Annotated in this window: 12 protein-coding genes and 8 pseudogenes; 10 read left to right on the top strand and 10 right to left on the bottom strand. The window is 37.8% G+C overall.

Annotation, left to right across the window (positions count from 1 at the left end; translation table 11 throughout):
- Window positions 1-8 precede the first annotated feature (8 nt).
- From LZ575_RS21230 to LZ575_RS21210, 5 genes and pseudogenes are all read right to left on the bottom strand, one after another.
- Window positions 9-689 carry a uracil-DNA glycosylase family protein gene (locus LZ575_RS21230; protein WP_235327195.1) on the bottom strand — a complete coding sequence of 227 codons (681 nt, stop codon included), beginning with the start codon at window positions 687-689 and terminating at the stop codon, window positions 9-11.
- Between the two features lie 6 nt (window positions 690-695).
- Window positions 696-4,147: pseudogene (locus LZ575_RS21225) on the bottom strand (pyruvate carboxylase).
- Between the two features lie 125 nt (window positions 4,148-4,272).
- Window positions 4,273-5,036, bottom strand: a pseudogene (gene yaaA, locus LZ575_RS21220) (peroxide stress protein YaaA).
- Window positions 5,037-5,321: 285 nt separating this feature from the next.
- A pseudogene (locus LZ575_RS21215) lies at window positions 5,322-6,379 on the bottom strand (RluA family pseudouridine synthase).
- Entirely contained in the window at window positions 6,366-6,998 is a 633-nt protein-coding gene (locus LZ575_RS21210; protein WP_235327193.1) for a PASTA domain-containing protein, read from the bottom strand. Before LZ575_RS21210 ends, LZ575_RS21215 begins: the two are co-directional and overlap by 14 nt.
- Window positions 6,999-7,100: 102 nt before the next feature.
- Between LZ575_RS21210 and LZ575_RS21205 the strand changes: the two are divergent.
- Together LZ575_RS21205 and coaD are read left to right on the top strand one after the other, a co-directional pair.
- Window positions 7,101-8,079, top strand: a pseudogene (locus LZ575_RS21205) (D-alanine--D-alanine ligase).
- Between the two features lie 131 nt (window positions 8,080-8,210).
- Window positions 8,211-8,663 (top strand): pantetheine-phosphate adenylyltransferase, encoded by a 453-nt coding sequence (coaD, locus tag LZ575_RS21200; RefSeq protein WP_235327190.1) that lies wholly within the window; start codon window positions 8,211-8,213, stop codon window positions 8,661-8,663.
- A 5-nt stretch (window positions 8,664-8,668) separates the two neighbouring features.
- Here coaD and LZ575_RS21195 read toward each other — a convergent pair whose 3' ends face one another.
- From LZ575_RS21195 to LZ575_RS21185, 3 genes and pseudogenes are all read right to left on the bottom strand, one after another.
- Entirely contained in the window at window positions 8,669-9,130 is a 462-nt protein-coding gene (locus LZ575_RS21195; RefSeq protein WP_235327188.1) for a TonB-dependent receptor domain-containing protein, read from the bottom strand.
- Window positions 9,111-10,958, bottom strand: a complete 1,848-nt coding sequence (locus tag LZ575_RS21190) for a TonB-dependent receptor (protein ID WP_235327186.1) — start codon at window positions 10,956-10,958, stop codon at window positions 9,111-9,113. Before LZ575_RS21190 ends, LZ575_RS21195 begins: the two co-directional genes overlap by 20 nt.
- A 5-nt stretch (window positions 10,959-10,963) precedes the next feature.
- Window positions 10,964-12,244, bottom strand: a pseudogene (locus LZ575_RS21185) (PQQ-dependent sugar dehydrogenase).
- A gap of 166 nt (window positions 12,245-12,410) precedes the next feature.
- Between LZ575_RS21185 and LZ575_RS21180 the strand changes: the two are divergent.
- On the top strand, window positions 12,411-14,162 hold the full coding sequence (locus LZ575_RS21180) for a M14 family metallopeptidase (RefSeq protein WP_235327184.1): 1,752 nt from the start codon (window positions 12,411-12,413) through the stop codon (window positions 14,160-14,162).
- Here the strand turns inward: LZ575_RS21180 and LZ575_RS21175 are convergent.
- Window positions 14,130-14,753, bottom strand: coding sequence for an NUDIX hydrolase (locus LZ575_RS21175; protein WP_235327182.1), 624 nt, complete (start codon window positions 14,751-14,753; stop codon window positions 14,130-14,132). The two genes, LZ575_RS21180 and LZ575_RS21175, sit on opposite strands and share 33 nt — an antisense overlap.
- 8 nt (window positions 14,754-14,761) lie before the next feature.
- On the opposite strand from LZ575_RS21175, the gene pyrE reads away from it, so the two are divergent.
- Together pyrE and LZ575_RS21165 are read left to right on the top strand one after the other, a co-directional pair.
- Complete coding sequence (pyrE, locus tag LZ575_RS21170; protein WP_235327180.1) at window positions 14,762-15,403, top strand: orotate phosphoribosyltransferase; 642 nt, start codon at window positions 14,762-14,764, stop codon at window positions 15,401-15,403.
- A gap of 2 nt (window positions 15,404-15,405) precedes the next feature.
- Window positions 15,406-15,799 (top strand): annotated as a pseudogene (locus LZ575_RS21165) (SRPBCC family protein).
- On the opposite strand, the gene LZ575_RS21160 reads toward LZ575_RS21165, so the two are convergent.
- The gene (locus LZ575_RS21160; RefSeq protein ID WP_235327178.1) at window positions 15,796-16,527 is read right to left on the bottom strand and encodes a biotin--[acetyl-CoA-carboxylase] ligase; all 732 of its coding nucleotides are present in this window, start codon (window positions 16,525-16,527) and stop codon (window positions 15,796-15,798) included. The pseudogene LZ575_RS21165 and the gene LZ575_RS21160 overlap by 4 nt on opposite strands.
- A gap of 94 nt (window positions 16,528-16,621) precedes the next feature.
- Between LZ575_RS21160 and rsfS the strand changes: the two genes are divergently transcribed.
- The 5 genes and pseudogenes from rsfS to LZ575_RS21135 all read left to right on the top strand — a co-directional run bounded on the left by rsfS (window position 16,622) and on the right by LZ575_RS21135 (window position 21,190).
- Window positions 16,622-16,993 carry a ribosome silencing factor gene (gene rsfS, locus LZ575_RS21155; RefSeq protein WP_235327176.1) on the top strand — a complete coding sequence of 124 codons (372 nt, stop codon included), beginning with the start codon at window positions 16,622-16,624 and terminating at the stop codon, window positions 16,991-16,993.
- A gap of 16 nt (window positions 16,994-17,009) precedes the next feature.
- Complete coding sequence (ftsH, locus tag LZ575_RS21150) at window positions 17,010-19,028, top strand: ATP-dependent zinc metalloprotease FtsH (RefSeq protein WP_235327174.1); 2,019 nt, start codon at window positions 17,010-17,012, stop codon at window positions 19,026-19,028.
- Window positions 19,029-19,125: 97 nt separating this feature from the next.
- Window positions 19,126-19,738, top strand: a pseudogene (locus tag LZ575_RS21145) (LUD domain-containing protein).
- 3 nt (window positions 19,739-19,741) lie between these two features.
- Complete coding sequence (locus LZ575_RS21140) at window positions 19,742-20,545, top strand: phosphatidate cytidylyltransferase (RefSeq protein ID WP_235327172.1); 804 nt, start codon at window positions 19,742-19,744, stop codon at window positions 20,543-20,545.
- Window positions 20,535-21,190 (top strand): annotated as a pseudogene (locus LZ575_RS21135) (phosphatidylserine decarboxylase family protein). Before LZ575_RS21140 ends, LZ575_RS21135 begins: the two are co-directional and overlap by 11 nt.
- Window positions 21,191-21,192: the final 2 nt, after the last annotated feature.

Below are 21,192 nucleotides of genomic sequence, written 5' to 3'. Positions count from 1 at the left end.
CTCCCGTTTTAAAAATATCCTTTATACTGAAGAACCCTGAAATCAATTGTATTGAATTCAGGGTTTTTTAGTTTTCTGCTTTTATATTCATCTAAAGCTCCAATAGCCCTGTTAGCCGAGCCTGAAGGCGCTGTTAGGGAAACGGTATTGATCAGCCTGCCATCAAGGACAAATTGATGAACCCGCGGAACTTCATTGGAAACAACTTTCAAATTTATTTTTTCTCCGCTAAGTCTTATATGTCTCCTAAAAAAATATTCCGGACCGTTCTTACTATTTCCATAAGTGAAGAGAAGGGTATCAACCTTAGGATGATTTCGTAATATTTGGATCATATTCCGCATCTCTACCTCCATCATCCCAAGATCTGACGCATCAATTTTTTCCCGGCGACTGCTTTCAACCATGTCACAAATACCAATACCCCTTTTAATAAGAAAGTGCTCTCTTTGTTCTATAGCTTCAGCAGTGTTTTCAAATTTCAGGTTTAAATCAAACAACCTGTCCAGGATGATCCACAAAAAACCATCCCTGCTTCCGTAGCAAAAATCTACATCTCCCTCTTTTAGATCTCCTGTGGTAAACCTTGGAGGAGGTAAGGTTCCTACTATTAATTTAGTGGCATCTTCAGGAATAAAAGGCCTGTACGGGTGCCTGTGGTGAAATTTTTCTTTTTCCTTTTCCTTCATTAAATTTTACTTCAGGACAACTACAAGATCATCTGCAAAAACCATCTCTCCTTCACGTAGTACAACCTTATCTATCTCCCCTTCAGAATTAGAGGTTATAGTAGTTTCCATTTTCATTGCTTCAATTATAAAAAGAGGTTCATTCTTTTTCACCTTTTGTCCTGGTTTAACAAGAATGGAAGCCAAAGATCCCTGGAGAGGAGCACCAATTTCTTTAGAATTACCTTTTTCAATTTTCGTGTGCTGTACCTTTTCTACTTTTATAGACTTATCCTGGATCTTAACTGCCCTGGTTTGACCATTTACCTTAAAGAATACATCTACCAGTCCATCTTCATCAGCTTCACCAATAGACAATAATTCTATTAGGAGGGTCTTACCCTTGTCCATTTCTACAATTATCTCTTCCCCCTGTTTTACACCATAAAAGAAGTTTTTGGTTGGGATACTAAGAATGTTACCGTATTCCTTGTGATGATTATAAGCATCAGTAAAAACCTTTGGATATAATTTATAAGAAAGGAAATCGGTAATATATAATTCTCTTCCCATCCCTTCGTTGAAGGCTTCCTTAAATTCTGCAAACTCGGCTTCAAAATCTATAGGTTCCAGCTGGGCGTTGGGCCTTTCGGTATAAGGTTCCTCATCTTTAAGAACAATTTTTTGGATCTTTTCGGGAAAACCACCTTCAGGTTGACCTAGATCTCCTTTGAAAAAACTTTTTACTGAAGCGGGAAAGGAAATTGTTTCTCCTCTTTCCAAAACATCCTCAATACTAAGATTATTACTTACCAGGTATTGAGCCATATCACCTACTACCTTAGAACTTGGAGTTACCTTAATAATATCCCCAAAGAGATCGTTTACCTTTTCATACATTTGGGTAATCTCATAGAACCTATCTGAAAGTCCAAGAGATTCTGCCTGAGGTTTTAAATTGGAATATTGTCCCCCCGGAATTTCATTCTGATAAACATCTGCTGAACCAGCTTTTAAGCCACTTTCAAAAGGGTAGTAATAACTTCTAACAGCTTCCCAGTAATGGGAATATTCGTTTAATTTATCAATATTAATGTCTTCAGTTCGACCTTGAGACTTCAACATTTCCACAACAGAATTGAAATTGGGCTGAGAGGTTAAGCCGGATAATCCACCTAATGCAACATCTACCACATCTACACCTGCCTCAACAGCTTTAAGGTAGGTGGCTGCCTGTATAGAAGAGGTGTCGTGAGTATGCAGGTGAATAGGAATATTTATATTTGATTTTAAAGCCCCTATAAGTTCTTCTGCGGCATAAGGTTTTAAGATACCTGCCATATCTTTAATCCCTAATATATGTGCACCTAAGCATCTTCCATTTGTTTCGCCAGGTTAATATAATACTGCAGCGTATATTTAGTTCTCTTTGGATCCAGGATATCACCAGTGTAACACATAGAAGCCTCAGCTAACCCACCTGTATTATTACGTACGTATTTAATACATGGTTCTATAGATTTCATCCAGTTTAAAGAATCAAAGATCCTAAAGACGTCTACTCCATTTTCCCAGGATTCGGTAACAAACTTTTCTATCAAATTATCGGGATAAGCAGTATAACCTACGCCATTAGATCCTCTAAGCAACATTTGAAGCAGGACATTAGGCATTGCTTTTCTCAATAATTGTAATCGCTCCCACGGATTTTCTTTTAAAAATCTCATACAAACGTCAAAAGTAGCACCACCCCATACTTCCATACTAAATACCTGAGGATGATTTTTCGCAAAACCTTCAGCCACCTTCATCATATCATAGGTCCGCATTCTGGTGGCGAGCAAACTTTGGTGAGCATCCCGCATCGTAGTATCAGTAAACTGTACTTTTCCCTGGTGACGCAACCAGCGTGAAAATTTATCGGGTCCGTATTCTGTTAAAAGATCCTTTGTGCCTTTTGGATAAGGTGCAAATTCATCAAACTTGGGAACATTGGGGATTAGAAATTTGTGTTTAGGATCAATAGCTTTTACATCGGGGTTTCCATTTACTGTAATATCTCCTAAAAACTGAACAAGCTTTGTTGCCCGGTTCCTTGTTTGACGGATCTGGAAAAGTTCAGGATTATCTTTAATAAAATTGACTGTTACCTCTCCCTGGCGAAAAGTTGGATGTTTTAGGATGTTATCCAGGAAGGCTATATTCGTCATTACCCCTCTCACCCGGAACTCTGCCAAAGCACGTCTCATTTTTCGACACGCTCCGTCAAGTGTTCTGCCACTGGCAGAAACTTTCACTAACATAGAATCAAAAAACGGAGAAATTTTCACTCCCTGGTAAACACTTCCTGCATCCAGCCTAATTCCAAAACCCGATGCACTTCTATAAGTGGTAATGATTCCATAATCAGGTTTAAAATCGTTGGTAGGATCTTCTGTGGTTACTCTACATTGAAGAGCAAAACCGTGCGTGGTAAGTTTGTCCTGACTTTCAATTTTTATTTGTTGGTCACTAAGCTTGTAACCTCCGGCAATAAATAATTGTGTCTTTACAAGATCAATATTGGTAACTATTTCAGTAACTGTATGTTCTACCTGTATTCTAGGATTAACTTCAATGAAATAAATCTCATCCTTTTCTACTAAAAATTCTACTGTACCAATATTGTTATAATTTACGGCTTTACATATCCTAAGAGCATAATCGTAAAGCTTATCTTTTGTTTCCTGTGAAACCCCCAGAGAAGGTGCAAATTCTATCACCTTTTGATAACGGCGCTGTACAGAGCAATCCCTTTCAAAAAGATGTACCATATTCCCGTGGTTATCGGCGACTATTTGGATTTCTATGTGCTTTGGATTTTCTACAAATTTTTCCAGAAACACAGTATCATCTCCAAAGGCATTTCCGGCTTCCCGTTTAGATTCAGTAAAACCAGCACGTAGTTGCTCCTCATCTCTTATTACACGCATTCCACGACCTCCACCTCCAGACGCGGCTTTGAGCATTACAGGATAACCTATTTTCTCTGCCTCTTCGAGGGCTACATCTATAGATTCCAATTCCTTATCATTGCTCTGAATAATAGGAACATTATTATTTACAGCTACTTCTTTGGCTCTTACTTTATCTCCTAAAGATCTTAGGACATCCACTTTAGGACCTATAAAAATTATTCCGTTTTCTTCACATTGCCGCGCGAATTCAGCATTTTCAGAAAGAAAACCATAACCGGGATGGATTGCATCTACCTCATTTTTTTTAGCTACCTTTATAATGGTGTCTATATTAAGATAAGGTTTCAAAGGATCTTTGTCCTCTCCTACCTGGTAAGATTCATCGGCTTTATAACGGTGAAGGGAATACCTGTCTTCAAAGGTGTAAATTCCCACTGTTTTAATTCCAATTTCGGTACAGGCTCTAAATATTCTGATAGCGATTTCACCCCTATTTGCAACTAAAACTTTTTTTATCTTCATTGTTTCTATAAATTTTTCGGAATTTACGGAAATTAGAAAAGTTATTTAATTTTTTAGAAGGATAAAATTAAAAAAGACTGCTATAGTTGCAGCCTTTAACACATTTGAGGATTTTGTTATTTATTTTACCTTATAAATACAGGCTCCTCCTCTTTTGTAGTTTCAGCTTCACTAAAACGATAATCCATATAATTAAAGGATTTCAATTCTTCCAAATTCTTTACATCCTTATCTATAATATAACGAACCATAGCTCCTCTTGCGGTCTTTGCAAAAAAGCTTATAATTTTTAATTTGCCATTTTTGAAGTCTTTAAACACAGGAGAAATAATTGGAACCTTTAATTTTTCCGTATCAACCACTTTAAAATATTCATTACTGGCCAAATTGATAAAAAGTTCATCCTTTTCAAGTTCCTTATTTAGATGAGAAGTTACCTTGTGTTTCCAAACATCGTACAGGGTTTTCTTTCTCCCTATTCCTATGGAAGTACCCATTTCAAGCCTATATGGCTGAATGAGGTCGAGTGGCCGTAGAATACCATACATCCCGGAAAGGATTCTCAAAGTCTCCTGCAGCTTATCTAACCTGTCTACTGGAAGGGAATAAGCATCCAGACCTAGTGTAAACATCTCCGGCAAAAGCATAGACAGCGGCCCGGGAATTTTCTTTATTATGACTGTTCTGAAATTCCCTGTCTAGGGTGGTAATTAAGATCTGCAAGTTTTGCGCTTATATCCATAAGATTTGCAATCTTTGATTTGCTCATCCTGGCAAGTTTGCTGTTTATTGCTGCTGTAGTTTCCAGAAATGCAGGTTGAGTTCCTCTGCCAGTTGGCAGGTCACTTTCATAATCAAGAGTTTTGGCGGGGGATATAACAATTTTCATAAAAAAAGAATATTTGTACTGAAGGCTTTGCGCAAAAATAACATTCTACAACAAAAAGACTGGCTCATATAGTCATTAGTTACCAATAGAGCCATTGAAGAAGTTTATACATTAAGAATTGCAGAAAAATTGACAATAATCCATCACATTAGATTTGGTTTAAATACTGAAATTTTCAACCAAAGCTTCTGGTAGCAGGAAAGAGAAATCTTAAATCGGTATATTAGATCTAGAGCTAAATTAAGCAGGTACAAAAACTTTCTTTATTAGGATAATTTAGAAAATTTAATCCTCGTCTAAAAAATCCTTCTGATTTTTGGAATAGTTTCTCCACTTTTCGATACAAGCTTCCATATCCTGAGGAAGCGGTGTTTCAAAGCTCATCCATTCCTTAGAGACAGGGTGAGTAAATCCCAAGGTCTTGGCGTGTAAAGCCTGTCGTGGCAATATTTTAAAGCAATTCTCTACAAATTGCCTGTATTTTGTAAAAGTAGTTCCTTTTAAAATTTTATCTCCTCCATACCGCTCATCATTGAATAACGTATGGCCAATATGTTTCATATGAACCCTGATTTGATGGGTTCTTCCGGTTTCAAGTTTGCAGGAAACAAGCGTCACATAACCAAGCCTTTCCAGCACTTTGAAATGAGTGACAGCCATTTTCCCATATCTTCCTGATCCCCGGTGTAAACTGTATTTTGTAGCCTGTTCTTGGGATGTCTTCCTATATTTCCTTCAACAATACCTTCGTCCTCTATTACATTCCCCCATACAAGAGCAACATATTCACGCGAGCTGGTTTTTTTGAAGAACTGCTTAGAAAGATGGGTCATTGCCATCTCAGTTTTTGCTATTACGAGAAGTCCGCTGGTATCTTTGTCTATGCGATGCACCAGTCCAGGCCTTTCACTGCTGTTGTTAGGCAGATTATCAATATGATGAACAAGAGCATTTATAAGAGTACCGCTGTAGTTCCCGTGCCCGGGATGTACCACCATTCCTGTAGGTTTGTTTACTACTAAAAGTGAATCATCTTCAAAAATGATATCAAGAGGAATATCCTCAGGCGTTAGGAGAAATTCATAAGGTGGGTGTTCAAACATCACCTGCACCACATCCCCCGGTTTCACTTTGTAATTAGATTTTACAACTGTATTATTAACAAAAATATTTCCGTCTTTAGCAGCCTTTTGAAGTTTGTTTCGGGTCGCTTTCTCAATATAATTCATCAAAAATTTGTCTACCCGCATGGGCTGTTGACCTTTGTCTGCAGTAAATTTATGATGTTCATATAGATCATCATCCTGAGATTCCAATTCGGGATCTATATTAGAATTCGTCATTGGATTCTGTTTCGTAGTCATATTCGTCATTCACCTGAAGAGAATCGGTCTCTTCCTCCATATCAAATCTTCCTGATCCATCGCCCACCACAAGATCAATGACCGATGTTTTCATTAATTCATCACCCGGCTCCAGCAATCGACCGCGATGTCTTAGTTCCAGTACATCTGTTCCTATGTCTGGCTTTGTAGTAACATCTCCAATTTCAAAGCCGAGAGACTTTAGGGTTGGCTCAACCTGTCTGCGGGTCCTTCTAATTAAATTTTCGGGAATAGTAACTTTCCTGTATCCGGAAGGGTTTAGAGTCAAATATATCTTTCTGTTCTCTTTTACATATTTTCCGGGCAGAGGCGCCTGTTCAATAACGGCATATCGAGGATAGTCGGGATTGTAATTAGCCGAATCTAAAATTTCATACCGAAGATCCATCTCATTAAGACGCTCCTCAACCACATCCAGGGATAAGCGGCCAAGATCTGGCACCTCTATCCTTTGGTCCTGGTTGGTGCTGAAGTCCAGCCACTGAAGTGTAATAAATGCAATTAGGACCAGGGCTAATACTGCCAAACCTAACTGAATCAAAAAGGTTTTGCTAAAGAGAAATTTAAAAAAGCTCATAGAATTTTAATAATAGGCAAAGATATAAAAACGGCTGACTTTTGGTGGCACCCGTGAATAGTCATATTTTTGTTTAACGGAAAACAAGTACAAATATTAGGGATGAAGAAAAATATTGCTATTGCAATGGGCGGTTACTCCAGCGAATATCGTATTTCTATTAACAGTGGAAATGTAGTTTACAAGAACCTTGACCGCAGCCTTTATGAGCCTTACCGGGTTCACATTATGCAAAAAGAATGGTTTGTGGTTACAGAGGATGACACTCCATATCCCATCAACAAAAGCAACTTCACAGTTAAAATTAATGATAAAACTATAGTTTTTGACTGCGTTTTCAACACTATTCACGGCACACCTGGTGAAAATGGTCTTTTACAGGCATACCTGGAATTGGTAGGGATTCCCCAAACATCATGTGATTCTTATCAGGCTGCTTTAACTTTTAATAAAAGAGACCTTATAAGCGTTTTACAACCCTATGGGATTAAAACTGCCACAAATTATTTCCTGAACAAAGGAGATGAAGTTGATGCTGAAGCAATAGTTGAAAAAGTTGGAATTCCCTGTTTCGTAAAGGCCAATAAATCAGGAAGCAGTTTTGGAGTTACAAAAGTGAAAAAGGCTGAAGACCTGGAGCAGGCGACAAAAGTGGCATTTAAAGAAGATGATGAAGTAATTATAGAATCATTTCTGGATGGAATGGAAGTTTCTGTTGGAGTGGTGAGGTATAAAGGTGAAATTCTGGCTCTTCCGGTAACAGAAATTGTTTCTGAAAATGAGTTTTTTGATTATGAGGCTAAATATCTGGGCAAATCTGAAGAAATTACTCCGGCAAGGCTTTCAGAAGAACAAACAAAGAAGGTTCAGGACATTTCGAAACTAATCTATTCTAAACTGAAAAATGAAAGGCTTCTCAAGATCTGAATTTATTTTTCACAATGACGAACCATATTTTATTGAGATCAATACAACACCGGGATTGAGTGAAGCGAGCATTTTGCCACAACAGGCGATAAGTGCGGGTATATCTTTAAAAGAATTATTTGGAAGTGCGATAGAAGCTGCTTTGGCCCGTTAACTCTCAACGGAGGAAAATCTTTAATCTAAGTTTTGATCTTAGGGTAAATTTCAATTGTTCGCTTTTCTAACTACTCTTAAAAATTATTTAGAGAAAGTAAATAGTATATTTAATTACATAACCTTTTTACCATGAGAAGAGCAGTATTTCCGGGATCTTTTGATCCTGTCACTTTAGGACATGTAGATATTATTGAACGAGCACTTCCTCTCTTCGATGAAATTATTCTTGCTATTGGTATAAATGCAGATAAAAAATATGCCTACCCTCTTGAAGAACGGGTAAAGTTTTTAAAAGACACATTTCAGGGGGAAGCAAAAATTAAAGTGGATACCTATGAAGGTCTTACGGTAGATTTCTGCAAGGAAGCAGATGCTAGTTTTATCCTTCGCGGACTCCGAAATTCCATTGATATGGAATATGAGAAGACCATTGGACAGGCAAACTTCAAAATGTCCGGAATAGAGACGGTGTTTTTAATTTCTTCTCCGGGAAAAAGCTACATCTCCTCTACTGTGGTAAAGGATATCAAAAAGAATGGAGGGAATTTTTCACATATGGTGCCGGAAGCAGTGAATAAATAACAGTTCTAAAAACTATAATTTAATCCTACTCCTCCAAAATAGTTTCGGTTATTCCCGGGATAATAATAACGTGGAGCCGCTCCTCCAAAGCCTACAGCATTTGGCAGTACACTTGCCGCATAGTGTTCCTCAAAAGCATTATTAATCCCTCCGGAAAATACAATTGTAAAATCTCGTAGAAGCTCAAGGTTGTAGTTTAGCCTCAGGTTCACCACCCGGTAAGGATCAGTAAATTTGCTGTTCTCATCATTTAAAGGAATTTCTCCCACTGCCAGAAGGTTGCTGTAAAAGGAAAAACCTTTGTAATTAGCATCGAGTCCAACATTCACTGTACTTGAAGGAACTCCAGGTAAATTATTACCCTCAAAATCTTCCTCTCTGTCCTGAAATTTTCTAAATTCAAAGTTATTTATTGCTGCATTAAAGTAGGGCTTCACCTGAAATTCACTAAGCCAGGGTAAATGCATATCTAAGAAAAATTTCTGCTCCCGTATGGCTGGTTTTTCCGGCATTGATTCCTACATATTGGTCTTCGGCAATTCTTTCAGCAACCAAAAGATCAGTAATTTGGATAGAGTATAATGAGACTTCAGAATACAAACTGTTATTAAACCAGTTTCCCTTGAAGCCAACTTCATAGTTCCACCCGGTTTCAGGTTGTAGGTCAGTATTTATTAAACCTTCCGGAGTTAGAGTTTCGGCTACGGTCGGTGTGGAAAAACCATGGCTCACAGAGGCGTAAATATTTTTTGCGGTTCCAACTTCATACGTAACACCTACTCTTGGAGAAAGAATACTGGTAAAGGTGTAGTCACCACTCTGGTCCACCTCATCACCTACAAAAAGATCTGTCAGGCTGTAACGGGTTGTGTTCAGGTTGACGCCTGCTTCAACATCTAATCTTTCTGACAATTCCATCCTAAGCTGTGCAAAGAAATTTGTATAGTTCCTGTCCTGCTCGTTATTGCTCAGGCGCTCACCCAGAACACTTCCCCTGTCTTCAAATTCCACGTAGAGATTTTGAAAAGTTCCTATTTCGTACCATTCTTTGTAATATTCAGCTCCAAAACTTAATTGGGAACCAGCATCAAAAACAACGATGTCGTAGTTAAACTGTGTCCTTGCTCCTGCTGACACCCGCTCCTCTTTTAGAATATCAAACGGCCGCGGCTCATATGCATCTCTAAAATTTACATAGACGCTTGTAAGATTAGAAAATTTATTAGAAAAGTTGTGCAGATAAGAAGCACCAAGCAATCCCCTGTCATACGATTCATAGCCCCTGGACTGTCTCCAGGTAAAAGCTGCTGTTGTAGGATCATTTCTAAAATCTTCTTCATTTATAGAACTCGGGATATAAGCCTTTAACCGTGTAAAATTAGCAAGGAAACTTAGAGTGTTTCCTCCTGCTGTGGTGAGACTGGCATTTGCGAGACCAGATTGCCTGCTATACTCTCCATTTTCGCGATACCCATTAGTCTGCAAATCATTAAAATTAATATAAATCCGGCTGTTTTCTGTTCCGTGACGAAGGCTCACGCTATTTTTGGACATATCGTAGCTTCCGAAGAAACTTTTTACTTCTGCATTAGTTTCGTTTGCAGCAGGTTGCTCAGAATAAAGATTTATAACACCACCCAATCCCGCACCATAAATACTGGAAGTGGGGCCTTTTATAATTTCTACCCTTCCCAAAGCTTCGGGATCTATATCATCAAGGGTTAATTCACCCTCGGCAGTAGTAAGCGGGATTCCGTCAAAATAAGCCTGAATTCTGTTGGTACTGTATTGGGAACGGGCGCCTATCCCCCGAATATTCAACTTCGTCGTATTTAAAGCTCCCTGATTCACATATACCCCCGGCACATTATTAAATGCCTGCGGAAGGTTGGTGGGATCAATGCGTTGAAGATCTTCGGAAGAAATGACACTAACAGCTGCAGGCACCTTTCTTAATTCTGAAGGAATTAAGGTACCTCTTACTATTACTTCTGAAAGATTTTCTGAAACCGGAACCATATAAACGGTTACCCTGTCTTCATAATTAAATCTTCTGGTCCTGTTTTCAAACCCAATAGCTGAAAATCGAACCGTAACCGGAAATTCTTCTACCCTAAATTCAAAATTACCGTTGCCATCAGAAACTGTTCCCGCTTGTGCATTTTCAATAGAAATATTGACATTTTCAAGTGGAAGATTTGTGGCGGCATTAATAACTGTGCCCTTTAGGCTTTGGGAATAAATACTCCCAAAGCACAAGGTCATTACTACTAAAACTAAGAGGGTTCTTTTCAATATAATTATTTTTCAGCCGAAACTCTCCAAAGCACATTTGAATCATCGTCATTAACCAGAAGAGAACCATCAGGTAATGTTGTAACTCCTACAGGTCTTCCATAGACCTCGCTTTTAGATTCATCGGCAATAAAACCAGTTAAGAAATCCTCTGGTTGCTGGGGTTGTCCATCTTTAAAAGGAACAAATAAAATCTTATAACCTGCAAATTCAGCCCGGTTCCAGGACCCGTGTTGTCCTACAAAAGCTCCGTTTTTGTATTTTTCAGGAAATTGATCGGCCGTGTAGAACTCCAGCCCCAGGGAAGCTGTGTGCGCTCCCACGGGAACATCAGGCACAATCGTTTTTTGAACAAGCTCTTTATGAGGATCGTCTTCCCACCTGGGATCAGGAATTTGACCAAAATAAGAATATGGCCAGCCATACCAGCCATCCTCTTTTACACTCGTAATATAATCGGGAACAAGATTATTTCCAATTTTATCCCTTTCGTTAACAGCGGTCCATAATTCTCCTGTCACAGGATTCCAATCCATTCCTACAGGATTTCTTAAACCTGAGGCATAAATCTTTTCACCCGAGCCGTCAGGATTAATTTCCAGTATAGCCGCCCGGCGTTCTTCTTTTTCCATTCCATATTCCCCGGCGTTACTTGCTGATCCAACTGAAATGTAAATTTTTTCCCCATCCTTGCTTAGCTATTAAATTCCGGGTCCAGTGATTATTATATCCACCTGCAGGGAGATCTACAATTTTTTCTCCTTCAGCATCTATTTCCAAATCTCCTTCAGAATATGGGTAGCGATATAGGCCATCGGTATTTGCTACGTAAAAAAAGTCTCCAAGGATCAACATTCCGTAGGGCTGATTTAAATTATCAAGAAAGACTTCTCTTACTTCAGGCACAGCATCGCCATCTTTATCACGAAGAACAGTGATCCTGTCGGCACTGTTTTTAGTATTGGATTCTACAACAAAAAGATCATTATTAGGTGCTAAATAAGTTCTTCTTGGGTGTTCAAAACCATCGGCATATCGCTCTACTTTAAAACCTGCTTAAGTTGCCTGGGGAGTCTTTCCCTCCGGCCAGCCAATAACTTTGCTATTCTTCGTAACCGATTGAGATTTGTAGGGAGGAGGCAACGTAAGTTTACCTATTGTAGTTTCCACTGTGACGGGTCCTTTTTTGGTCCACTCTTTTTTCTTTGCTCGCTAAGTTCTTTCATTTGGGAGTTTGCACAAAAAGCGCATCCCATTAAAAGCAGGGTAAATAATCTTGTCTTCATTTTCTTTTCTTTAGTTCCTAAAATTAGTTTTTAAAAAATAAGCCTAAAAATTTTGCTGCAGGATTAGTGAATCTTTAACAGGAAAAGGCTTTATTTGGCTTCTCAATTAGTTTTGGCTGCTTAAGGAGATTTGAGTAAGTTTATATTTTAATCAGGAAATTTTCCTATGAAAAAAATCTTTGCAACACTTCTTGCAGTTATTTGTTTGTCCTCCTGTGATTTATCCAAGTACAAATTAGTAAAGGAGTATGATTTCACCACAGTTTTTGAAGCTTCAGAAGGAAAAGAAACCGCTACATATCCTGAAATAATATCCTATTACACCCGGCTTGCAGAAGCTTATCCCACTATACAATTACAGGAATATGGAACTACTGATAGCGGAGAACCTTTACATTTGGCGATATATAGTCCAGGTGAAGATTTTGTTCTGGACGAAATAAGAGAAGATCATTCAATAATCTTTATAAACAATGGGATTCATCCTGGAGAAAGTGATGGAATAGATGCCACCATGATGTTGTTTAGAGATCTTGCGGAAAATAAAATTACAACTCCCAAGAACACCATTTTGGTCACCATACCTGTATATAATATTGGCGGGGCTTTAAACCGGAATTCTACTTCCCGAACAAATCAAAATGGTCCATTAGAATACGGCTTTAGAGGAAATGCCAGATTTTATGATCTCAACAGGGATTTTATTAAAGCTGATACAAAAAATACCCGCAGCTTTGCTGAAATTTTTCATCAGGTAAAACCAGATATACTGGTAGACACCCACGTAAGTAACGGAGCAGATTACCAATACACTCTCACCCATCTTTTTACACAGCACAATAAACTGGGTGGGGAATTAGGAGAATATTTACAAAAACGAATGATTCCCGCTTTTGAAGAATCTTTATGGGAGCACGATTGGGAGATCACGCCGTACGTAAATGTATTTAATGAAGTTCCCGAGAAAGGTTTTTCGCAGTTTATGGACAATCCCCGATATTCTACGGGATACGCAGCTTTGTTCAACACCCTTGGATTGATGATCGAAACTCATATGCTTAAACCCTACAACGAAAGGGTGGAAGGAACCTACCAGGCCTTAATATCTCTCATTGATGTTTCTGAAAGAGATTGGTCAACAATTAAAGATCTTCGTGCCAGGGCGCAAAGGAAATATCTTACAGAGCGCTGGTATCCTGTAAATTTCGAGATTGACAGCAGCAAAGTTTCCCAGCTTCAGTTTAAAGGTTATGAAGGGGAAATGGTGGAAAGCGAAGTCACCGGGAAACAACGGCTACGGTATAACAGGGATAAACCTTTCGAAAAATCTGTGGATTATTATAACAATTTTACAGCTTCAGAAAATATAGAAATACCACGCGCTTATATAATCCCGCAAGCCTGGTGGAACGTAATCAACGTACTGCAGGCCAGTAAGGTAGAGATGCAAATTTTCCCGAGAGATACAATTGTTCAGGTAGAAGTTTATAATATTGACAGTTACGAGACGCAGAAAAATGCTTATGAAGGTCACTACCCTCATTACAACACCCAGGTGAGCAAATCTGTTCAAAATGTAGCCTTCAGAAAAGGTGATTACTATATTAAGACATTTCAGCCGGGAGTGAGATATTTAATTGAAACGCTGGAACCTACTACTGTAGATTCCTTTTTTAACTGGAATTTTTTCGACACCATCCTTCAGCAGAAAGAAGGATTTTCACCTTATGTTTTTGAAGATATAGCCAATCAATTACTGCAGGAAAATGAAGCGCTTAAAGCTGAATTTGAAAGAAAAAAGGAAAAAGACAGAGACTTTGCGAGCGACTCTTACGCTCAACTCGAGTGGCTACACAAAAGATCTCCTAATTACGAAAATTCTCATTTACGCTACCCTGTTTTTAGGGTTAGTCGATAAGTATTCTTCCGGAAAAAGCAACTTAATGTTTGAGTAGGATTTGGTAAGGGCTTTGCGGCTCTTTTCAAGGTTTTTCCACTTTACTTTTTTAATACCTTCATTAAGTTCGGGAATGAGCTCTCCATCATAAGTGGAGAACATTTTATACCAATGGGTCACCTTAATCCTGTATTTATCTTTCCTTTTAAATATATGATAGGTTTCCTTAATATGAGAGGTGATCTCAAGGTCCTTAATCCCGGTTTCCTCCATCACCTCCCGCCTGGCCGATTCTTCAAGGGTTTCTCCTTTCTCCACTTTCCCTTTGGGTAAATCCCAGCGTTTGTTCCTGTAAATAAATAAAATTTCGTTTTTATCATTAAAAACCATTCCTCCTGCAGCAGTAACTACAGGTAACTTCTTAAAAAGGTGCTTAAGAAGCTTTTCCTCTTTGTCATGATAAAGATTAACAAACATTAATTCTCCATCATTAATTTTGTTTATTATTCTTTTTAACTTCACGGTCTTTATGGGAAAGGACTTGTACTTTTCTCCAATATCCTTTTTTGTTGACAGAATAATAGGAATATCATTTACAAAAACTTTATACATTTGCAAGTATGATTTTAAATAAAGAAACAGCTATAAAAACGGCTGAATTATTATTGCAAATTAAGGCAATAAAATTAGAACCGCAACAACCCTTTACGTGGGCAAGCGGGTGGAATTCTCCAATATATTGTGATAACAGGATTATCCTCTCATATCCCCCCATAAGAAATTATGTAAGAGAACAATTTGCCCGACAAATTGAGGATTTGTATGGGAAACCAGATGTTATTGCCGGAGTGGCAACAGGAGCTATAGGAATAGGAATGCTCGTGGCAGAATATTTAAGCCTTCCATTTATATATGTTCGCCCGGAGCCTAAAGGACACGGTAGAAAAAACCAGATAGAAGGAGTTTTACATAACGGACAAAATGTTGTGGTAATAGAAGATCTTGTGAGTACGGGAAACAGTAGTCTTAATGCTGTAAAAGCCTTAAAAGAAGGCGGAGCAACAATAAAAGGAATGATGGCTATTTTTTCATACGGTTTCAAAGAATCTGACGATAACTTCAAAAAAATGAAGACAGATTTATACACGCTAAGCAACTATGAATATTTAATAGATACAGCCTTAAAAACACATTATATTAACGAATCTGAAGCTGAGACCTTGAAAGCCTGGCGGAAAGATCCAAGTAACTGGAAACCATAATTATGAATTTAGAAAGTCCAAAAGTAACGACCCAGAAGAGTCAACAGGAAATGTATAATTTCCTGACCAATGTTGAAAATTATGAACAGGTGATGCCGGAGAGTCTTGAGAATTTTAAAGTTAAAGCCCCCGATACTTTTTTATTTTCCCTCAAAGGAATGCCACAAATTGAATTGCAAATTAAAGAAACCAGAGAACCGGAACTGGTTGTATTAGGCTCAACATCAGAAAAATTGGATTTCTCAATAGATTTGGTTATCGAACCTGCTTAGTGAAAATATGAGTGAAGTTCAATTATTCTTCAATGGCAAATTTAATGCGATGACTGCTATGATGGTAAAGAGCCCATTGAAGAAATTTATAAATACCCTGAGTGAAAATATCCAGAAGGTTTAAAACAGTAGTTTTACTTCTTTTAAATCAAATGGTTTAAGGACCTCATCCTCTACCCGGACCTTTAGAAGCCCGGTAGAAGTAACTCCAACTATAATACCTGTGAGAAAATTTCCATCTTTAAGTTCAAAGGTGGAAATTTTGTCTTTTTTAAAAAGCAATGCTTCATACTTCTGAAAAATTTTTTCTGAAGAATTCCTGTCCAATGTATTTACGAAATCTTCAATAGATTTTACCACTACATTGAGCACCTCCTCCAGTTCATACTCTTTTGACGATAAATTACGTAAGGAAGAAGCCTGGGGAAGGTCGGGAAATATTTGCTGGTTGACATTTAATCCAAGACCTATGACAGAAGCGGCAATCCTGCCATTTGATAATATGTTTTCAATTAGAATACCGCCAATCTTCTTATTCGCTGCCATAATGTCGTTTGGCCACTTCAATCTAACTGTGTTAAAATTTAGAAGTTTTAAGGCCTTTGTAATTGCTAATCCCACCCCTGCACTTAGAAGAAATTGCTCGTTTATTTCCAGGGAAGGAAGAGGAAAAAGGAGACTCATAGTGAGGTTTTCCCCTCTGTTTGAATTCCAGGTTGCCCCTCTTTGTCCACGTCCCGCAGTTTGTTCATCTGTAACAAATACTACTGCCCCGGAGTCTTTATTGGAAACATACCATTCCTTAGCCAAATTATTTGTAGATTCCGTGGCACTAACTTTGATAATACGCATATTGAAATGGACTGGTTTTTGGGAATTAAATGTTGTGTTAACAAACCCTCTAAAAGACTAAAATGTAATAACTTTGCGTAAAGAAATAAATTTAATGGCAAAAAAAGAAACGAACAACGATCAACTTATAGCTCATATAATAAAAGGAATAGAAGAGGTTAAAGGAAATAACATAGACATTCTTGACTTAAGGGAAATTGACAATACTGTTTGTGATTACTTTATTATCTGTAGTGGAACATCAAATACCCAGGTAAATGCCATAGTAAACTCCGTACAAAAAATTGTAAGCAAATCTTTAAAAGATAAACCCTGGCACATTGAAGGAAGTGAGAATGCCGAGTGGGTGTTAATGGATTATGTAACTGTGGTAGTTCACATCTTCCAAAAACACATCAGGGAATATTACGATATTGAGAGTTTGTGGGGCGATGCTAAAACTACCTCCATCCAAACAAATTATTAAAAGAAATAAAGCAAGAATGGCTAAAAAGCAAACAAATAAAAATATAGAACCAAAGAAGCCCAAGTTTAATGCTTATTGGATTTATGCCGCTATAATTATTATTTTCATTGGGATGAATTATTTCGTAGGAGGCGGTTTTAACGATCCTGCACAAACTAATCCTGCGGAATTTGAATCTTACCTTAGACAGGGAGACGTAAAAAAAGTTGAAATTGTAAACCGCAACCACGCAAAGGTTTACTTAACTGAAGAAGCTAAAAATAAGGAGGAGCACAAGAAAGTTGGAGAACCTGAACTTTTTGCAGCCGGAGATACCCCTGCTTATACTTTTGAATTTGGAGACCTTCAAAATTTTGAAAATTCCATAGAAGCAATAAAATCTGAAAACAATCTAGACACAGTAGTTACTTATAATACTCAGAAAAACGTTTGGGGAGAAGTTCTTCTTACACTTCTGCCATTTATTTTAATTATTGGGATCTGGATCTTCATAATGCGTAAGATGAGTTCTGGTGCCGGAGGTGGTGCAGGTGGACAGATCTTTAACATTGGGAAATCGAAAGCAAAGCTATTTGATCAAAATACTGATGTGAAAACGACTTTTAAAGACGTTGCCGGGCTGGAAGGTGCTAAAGAAGAAGTACAGGAAATAGTAGACTTTCTTAAACAACCGGAAAAATATACCGCCCTGGGAGGTAAAATTCCTAAAGGAGCATTATTGGTAGGGCCTCCGGGAACAGGGAAAACTCTTTTAGCCAAAGCGGTTGCAGGAGAAGCCAAAGTACCATTCTTCTCACTCTCAGGTTCAGATTTCGTTGAAATGTTTGTGGGAGTTGGAGCTTCCAGAGTTAGAGACCTTTTTAAACAAGCTAAGGAAAAATCACCTTCAATTATCTTTATTGATGAAATTGATGCAATAGGGCGCGCGAGAGGGAAAAGTAATTTTTCAGGCTCTAATGACGAAAGAGAAAACACACTTAACCAGTTGCTTACAGAAATGGATGGTTTTGGAACCAATACAAACGTTATTGTAATAGCAGCGACAAACAGGGCAGATGTTCTTGATAAAGCATTAATGAGAGCTGGTCGTTTTGACAGACAAATTTATGTTGATCTACCGGATGTAAGGGAGCGAAAAGAAATTTTTGAAGTACACCTTAGACCATTAAAGAAAGTTGCTGAGGAACTGGATATAGACTTCCTGGCCAAGCAAACTCCTGGATTTTCGGGAGCAGATATCGCAAATGTTTGTAACGAGGCTGCTTTAATTGCTGCCCGTAAAGGTAACACGGCAGTGGGAAAACAGGATTTTCTCGATGCAGTAGACAGGATCGTGGGAGGACTCGAGAAGAAAAATAAAATCATCACGCCTGATGAGAAAAAGGCAATCGCTTTTCACGAGGCAGGCCATGCAACCGCCAGCTGGATGCTGGAACATGCAGCACCCCTTGTGAAAGTAACAATAGTTCCCCGTGGGCAATCTCTGGGTGCAGCCTGGTATCTTCCCGAAGAAAGGCTTATCGTACGACCCGAACAAATGCTCGATGAGATGTGTGCCGCCTTAGGTGGTCGTGCAGCAGAAAAAGTTATCTTTAACAAGATCTCTACAGGAGCTCTTAGCGACCTGGAAAAGGTTACGAAGCAGGCTAGAGCAATGGTGACAATTTATGGCCTTAATGAAAATTTAGGTAACCTTACTTTTTATGATTCAAGTGGGCAGAGTGAATATAATTTCACCAAGCCATACAGTGAGAAAACATCTGAACTTATAGATAAAGAAATTTCTAATCTTATTGAGTCTCAATATCAGCGTGCAATAGATCTTTTAGAGCATAACAAAGATAAACTTACACAGCTGGCAGAAATTCTTTTGGAAAGAGAAGTGATTTTTAAAGATGACCTTCAACAAATCTTTGGCGACAGGCCTTTTGACAAAAAAGAAGAGACTGTTCCCCTTGTAACCAAAAAAGGTGCAAGTGGCCCAAATTTCACTGAAGATGCCCAGATAACTGAAGGTTCTTCAGTTAATAAGTAAGTTAATAATGTATCGGAAAAAATCTTAATTTGACGTAGTGTTAGATTAAGATTTTTTACCTTTGAAATAAAGGCTTTATTAAACCCCTAATCTCAATATGAGTCTATTTAGAAAATTCTTAAATCCTAAATCTAAATCAGACAAAAGTCAGGACATTCCAGACAAGGCTGATCGGGGGAAATATATGCCGGATGTTAAACTTCCAACAGATGAGCGGTTCATGCTCAATTTTAAAAACAACGGCGGAAAATTTATTTATTGTGAAAATGATGATGAGATTTTGGATGCTTTTGATAACATTCTCCTGGAGAATGACTGGTACGAAAAAAACCAGCTGTTGTTTTGATCCAAATCTTAAAACGAAATTTGACAAATTCAATCTCGAATTTACAAAATCTGGTAATTCTTCATTTTTCCTCTCCACCTGTGAATATTTAATAGCAAATGATGGTTCAATTTTAATTTCTTCAAACCAAATTAAAGAAAAGAAGTTGAACGAATTACCTGCTAATTTCATCATCCTTGCCTCTACCAGTCAATTAGTTGACACCATTGGCGAAGGTTTAAGAGGTATTAAATATCACAATAAAGAGCGTATTCCTTCAAACATTACCACTATAAAAAGTTTCGAAACTCAAAAAGAAGGCGATTTTATGAGTTATGGAAGTAGCACAAAAAACCTATATTTGCTGCTTCGGGAAGATCTATAACCAATGAGGGAAACAATTATTAGAACAATATCAGGATTACTGTATGTATCCATTTTGGTTGTTTCTATACTCTCTTCTGAAACTATATTTATAACCCTTTTTTTTCTCCTTGGCTTCGTTTGCCTTTTGGAACTTGAAAAACTGCTCAGGTTAAAAAGTTACGCTTTATACGGGGTACATGTGCTGTTCTTTGTGTTGTTCAGTTATATGAAGTTTAATCCCAATGCCATTGTAGTTTTACTGTGTATTACCATATTTGTAAATCTTTTCCTGGTCAAAGACCTTTTATTTATCAGGAAAATTCCTGTTTTTGAAAAGAAGAAATACATCATTCTCATATTTTACCTTATTTCCTCTATAGTTTTTCTCACTCTTATTCCAACTTACAACGGTACATTCAATCCTATTTTAATTGTGGGAGTGTTTATATTGATATGGATCAATGATACTTTTGCTTTTATTATTGGCAAGAACTTTGGAAAAAACAAACTGTACGAAAAAATTTCTCCAAACAAGACTATTGAAGGTTTTATGGGTGGATTAGTGTTTAGTTGCATAGGGGGTTATTTCATTTTTGAATTCACACATTACCGCAATTTTCAGTTCTGGTTGGGAATGGCAATTATATTGAGTATTTTTGGAACACTCGGTGATTTGATCCAGTCCAAATTTAAACGACAGGCAGGAGTCAAAGACAGTGGAAAGCTAATGCCCGGGCATGGAGGTTTATACGATAGACTGGACAGTATAATATTCTCGAGCCCTTTTATATATGCGTATCTTTTAATCATACAAAATGTTTCATAAAGAAGGACATAGAATTATTATTATTACCGTGTTTTTACTCATCGCAGTAAATATCATCTCTTACCTGTCAATTAACACCTATTGGATCAAATTTGCGATTCTGGTATTAAGTATCCTTGTGTTTTTGCTCATTATTCAATTCTTTAGAAATCCAAAGAGAACAACTCAGGTAAATGATGCTCATGTTGTTGCGCCTGTTGATGGTAAGGTGGTAGTGATAGAAGAGGTTTTTGAAAAAGAATATTTTAATGAAAAACGTCTACAGGTTTCAATTTTTATGTCACCTATAAATGTTCATGTTACCAGGCATCCTATAGGAGGTGTGGTAAAATATAGTAAATATCATCCTGGAAAGTTTCTTGTAGCCTGGCATCCAAAGTCAAGCGAGGAGAACGAGAGAACTACTGTTGTGGTTGAAAACTCTAAGGCTGGAAAAGTCCTTTACAGGCAAATTGCTTAGGTGCTTTAGCGAAGCGTATTGTAAATTATGCCGAGGAGGGCCAGGAAGTGGCTCAGGGAAGCGACAGTGGCTTTATTAAGTTTGGTTCCCGGGTAGATGTCCTCCTTCCATTAAATACAAAATTAAACGTTAAGCTTCAGGATAAGGTTAAAGGGGGCTTAAGCGTAATTGCAAATATTGAATAGAT

The organism is Antarcticibacterium sp. 1MA-6-2, from assembly GCF_021535135.1.
Classification (GTDB): domain Bacteria; phylum Bacteroidota; class Bacteroidia; order Flavobacteriales; family Flavobacteriaceae; genus Gillisia.
The sequence above is the reverse complement of the archived record's forward strand: the minus strand, read 5'-3'. Positions and strand labels throughout refer to the sequence as shown.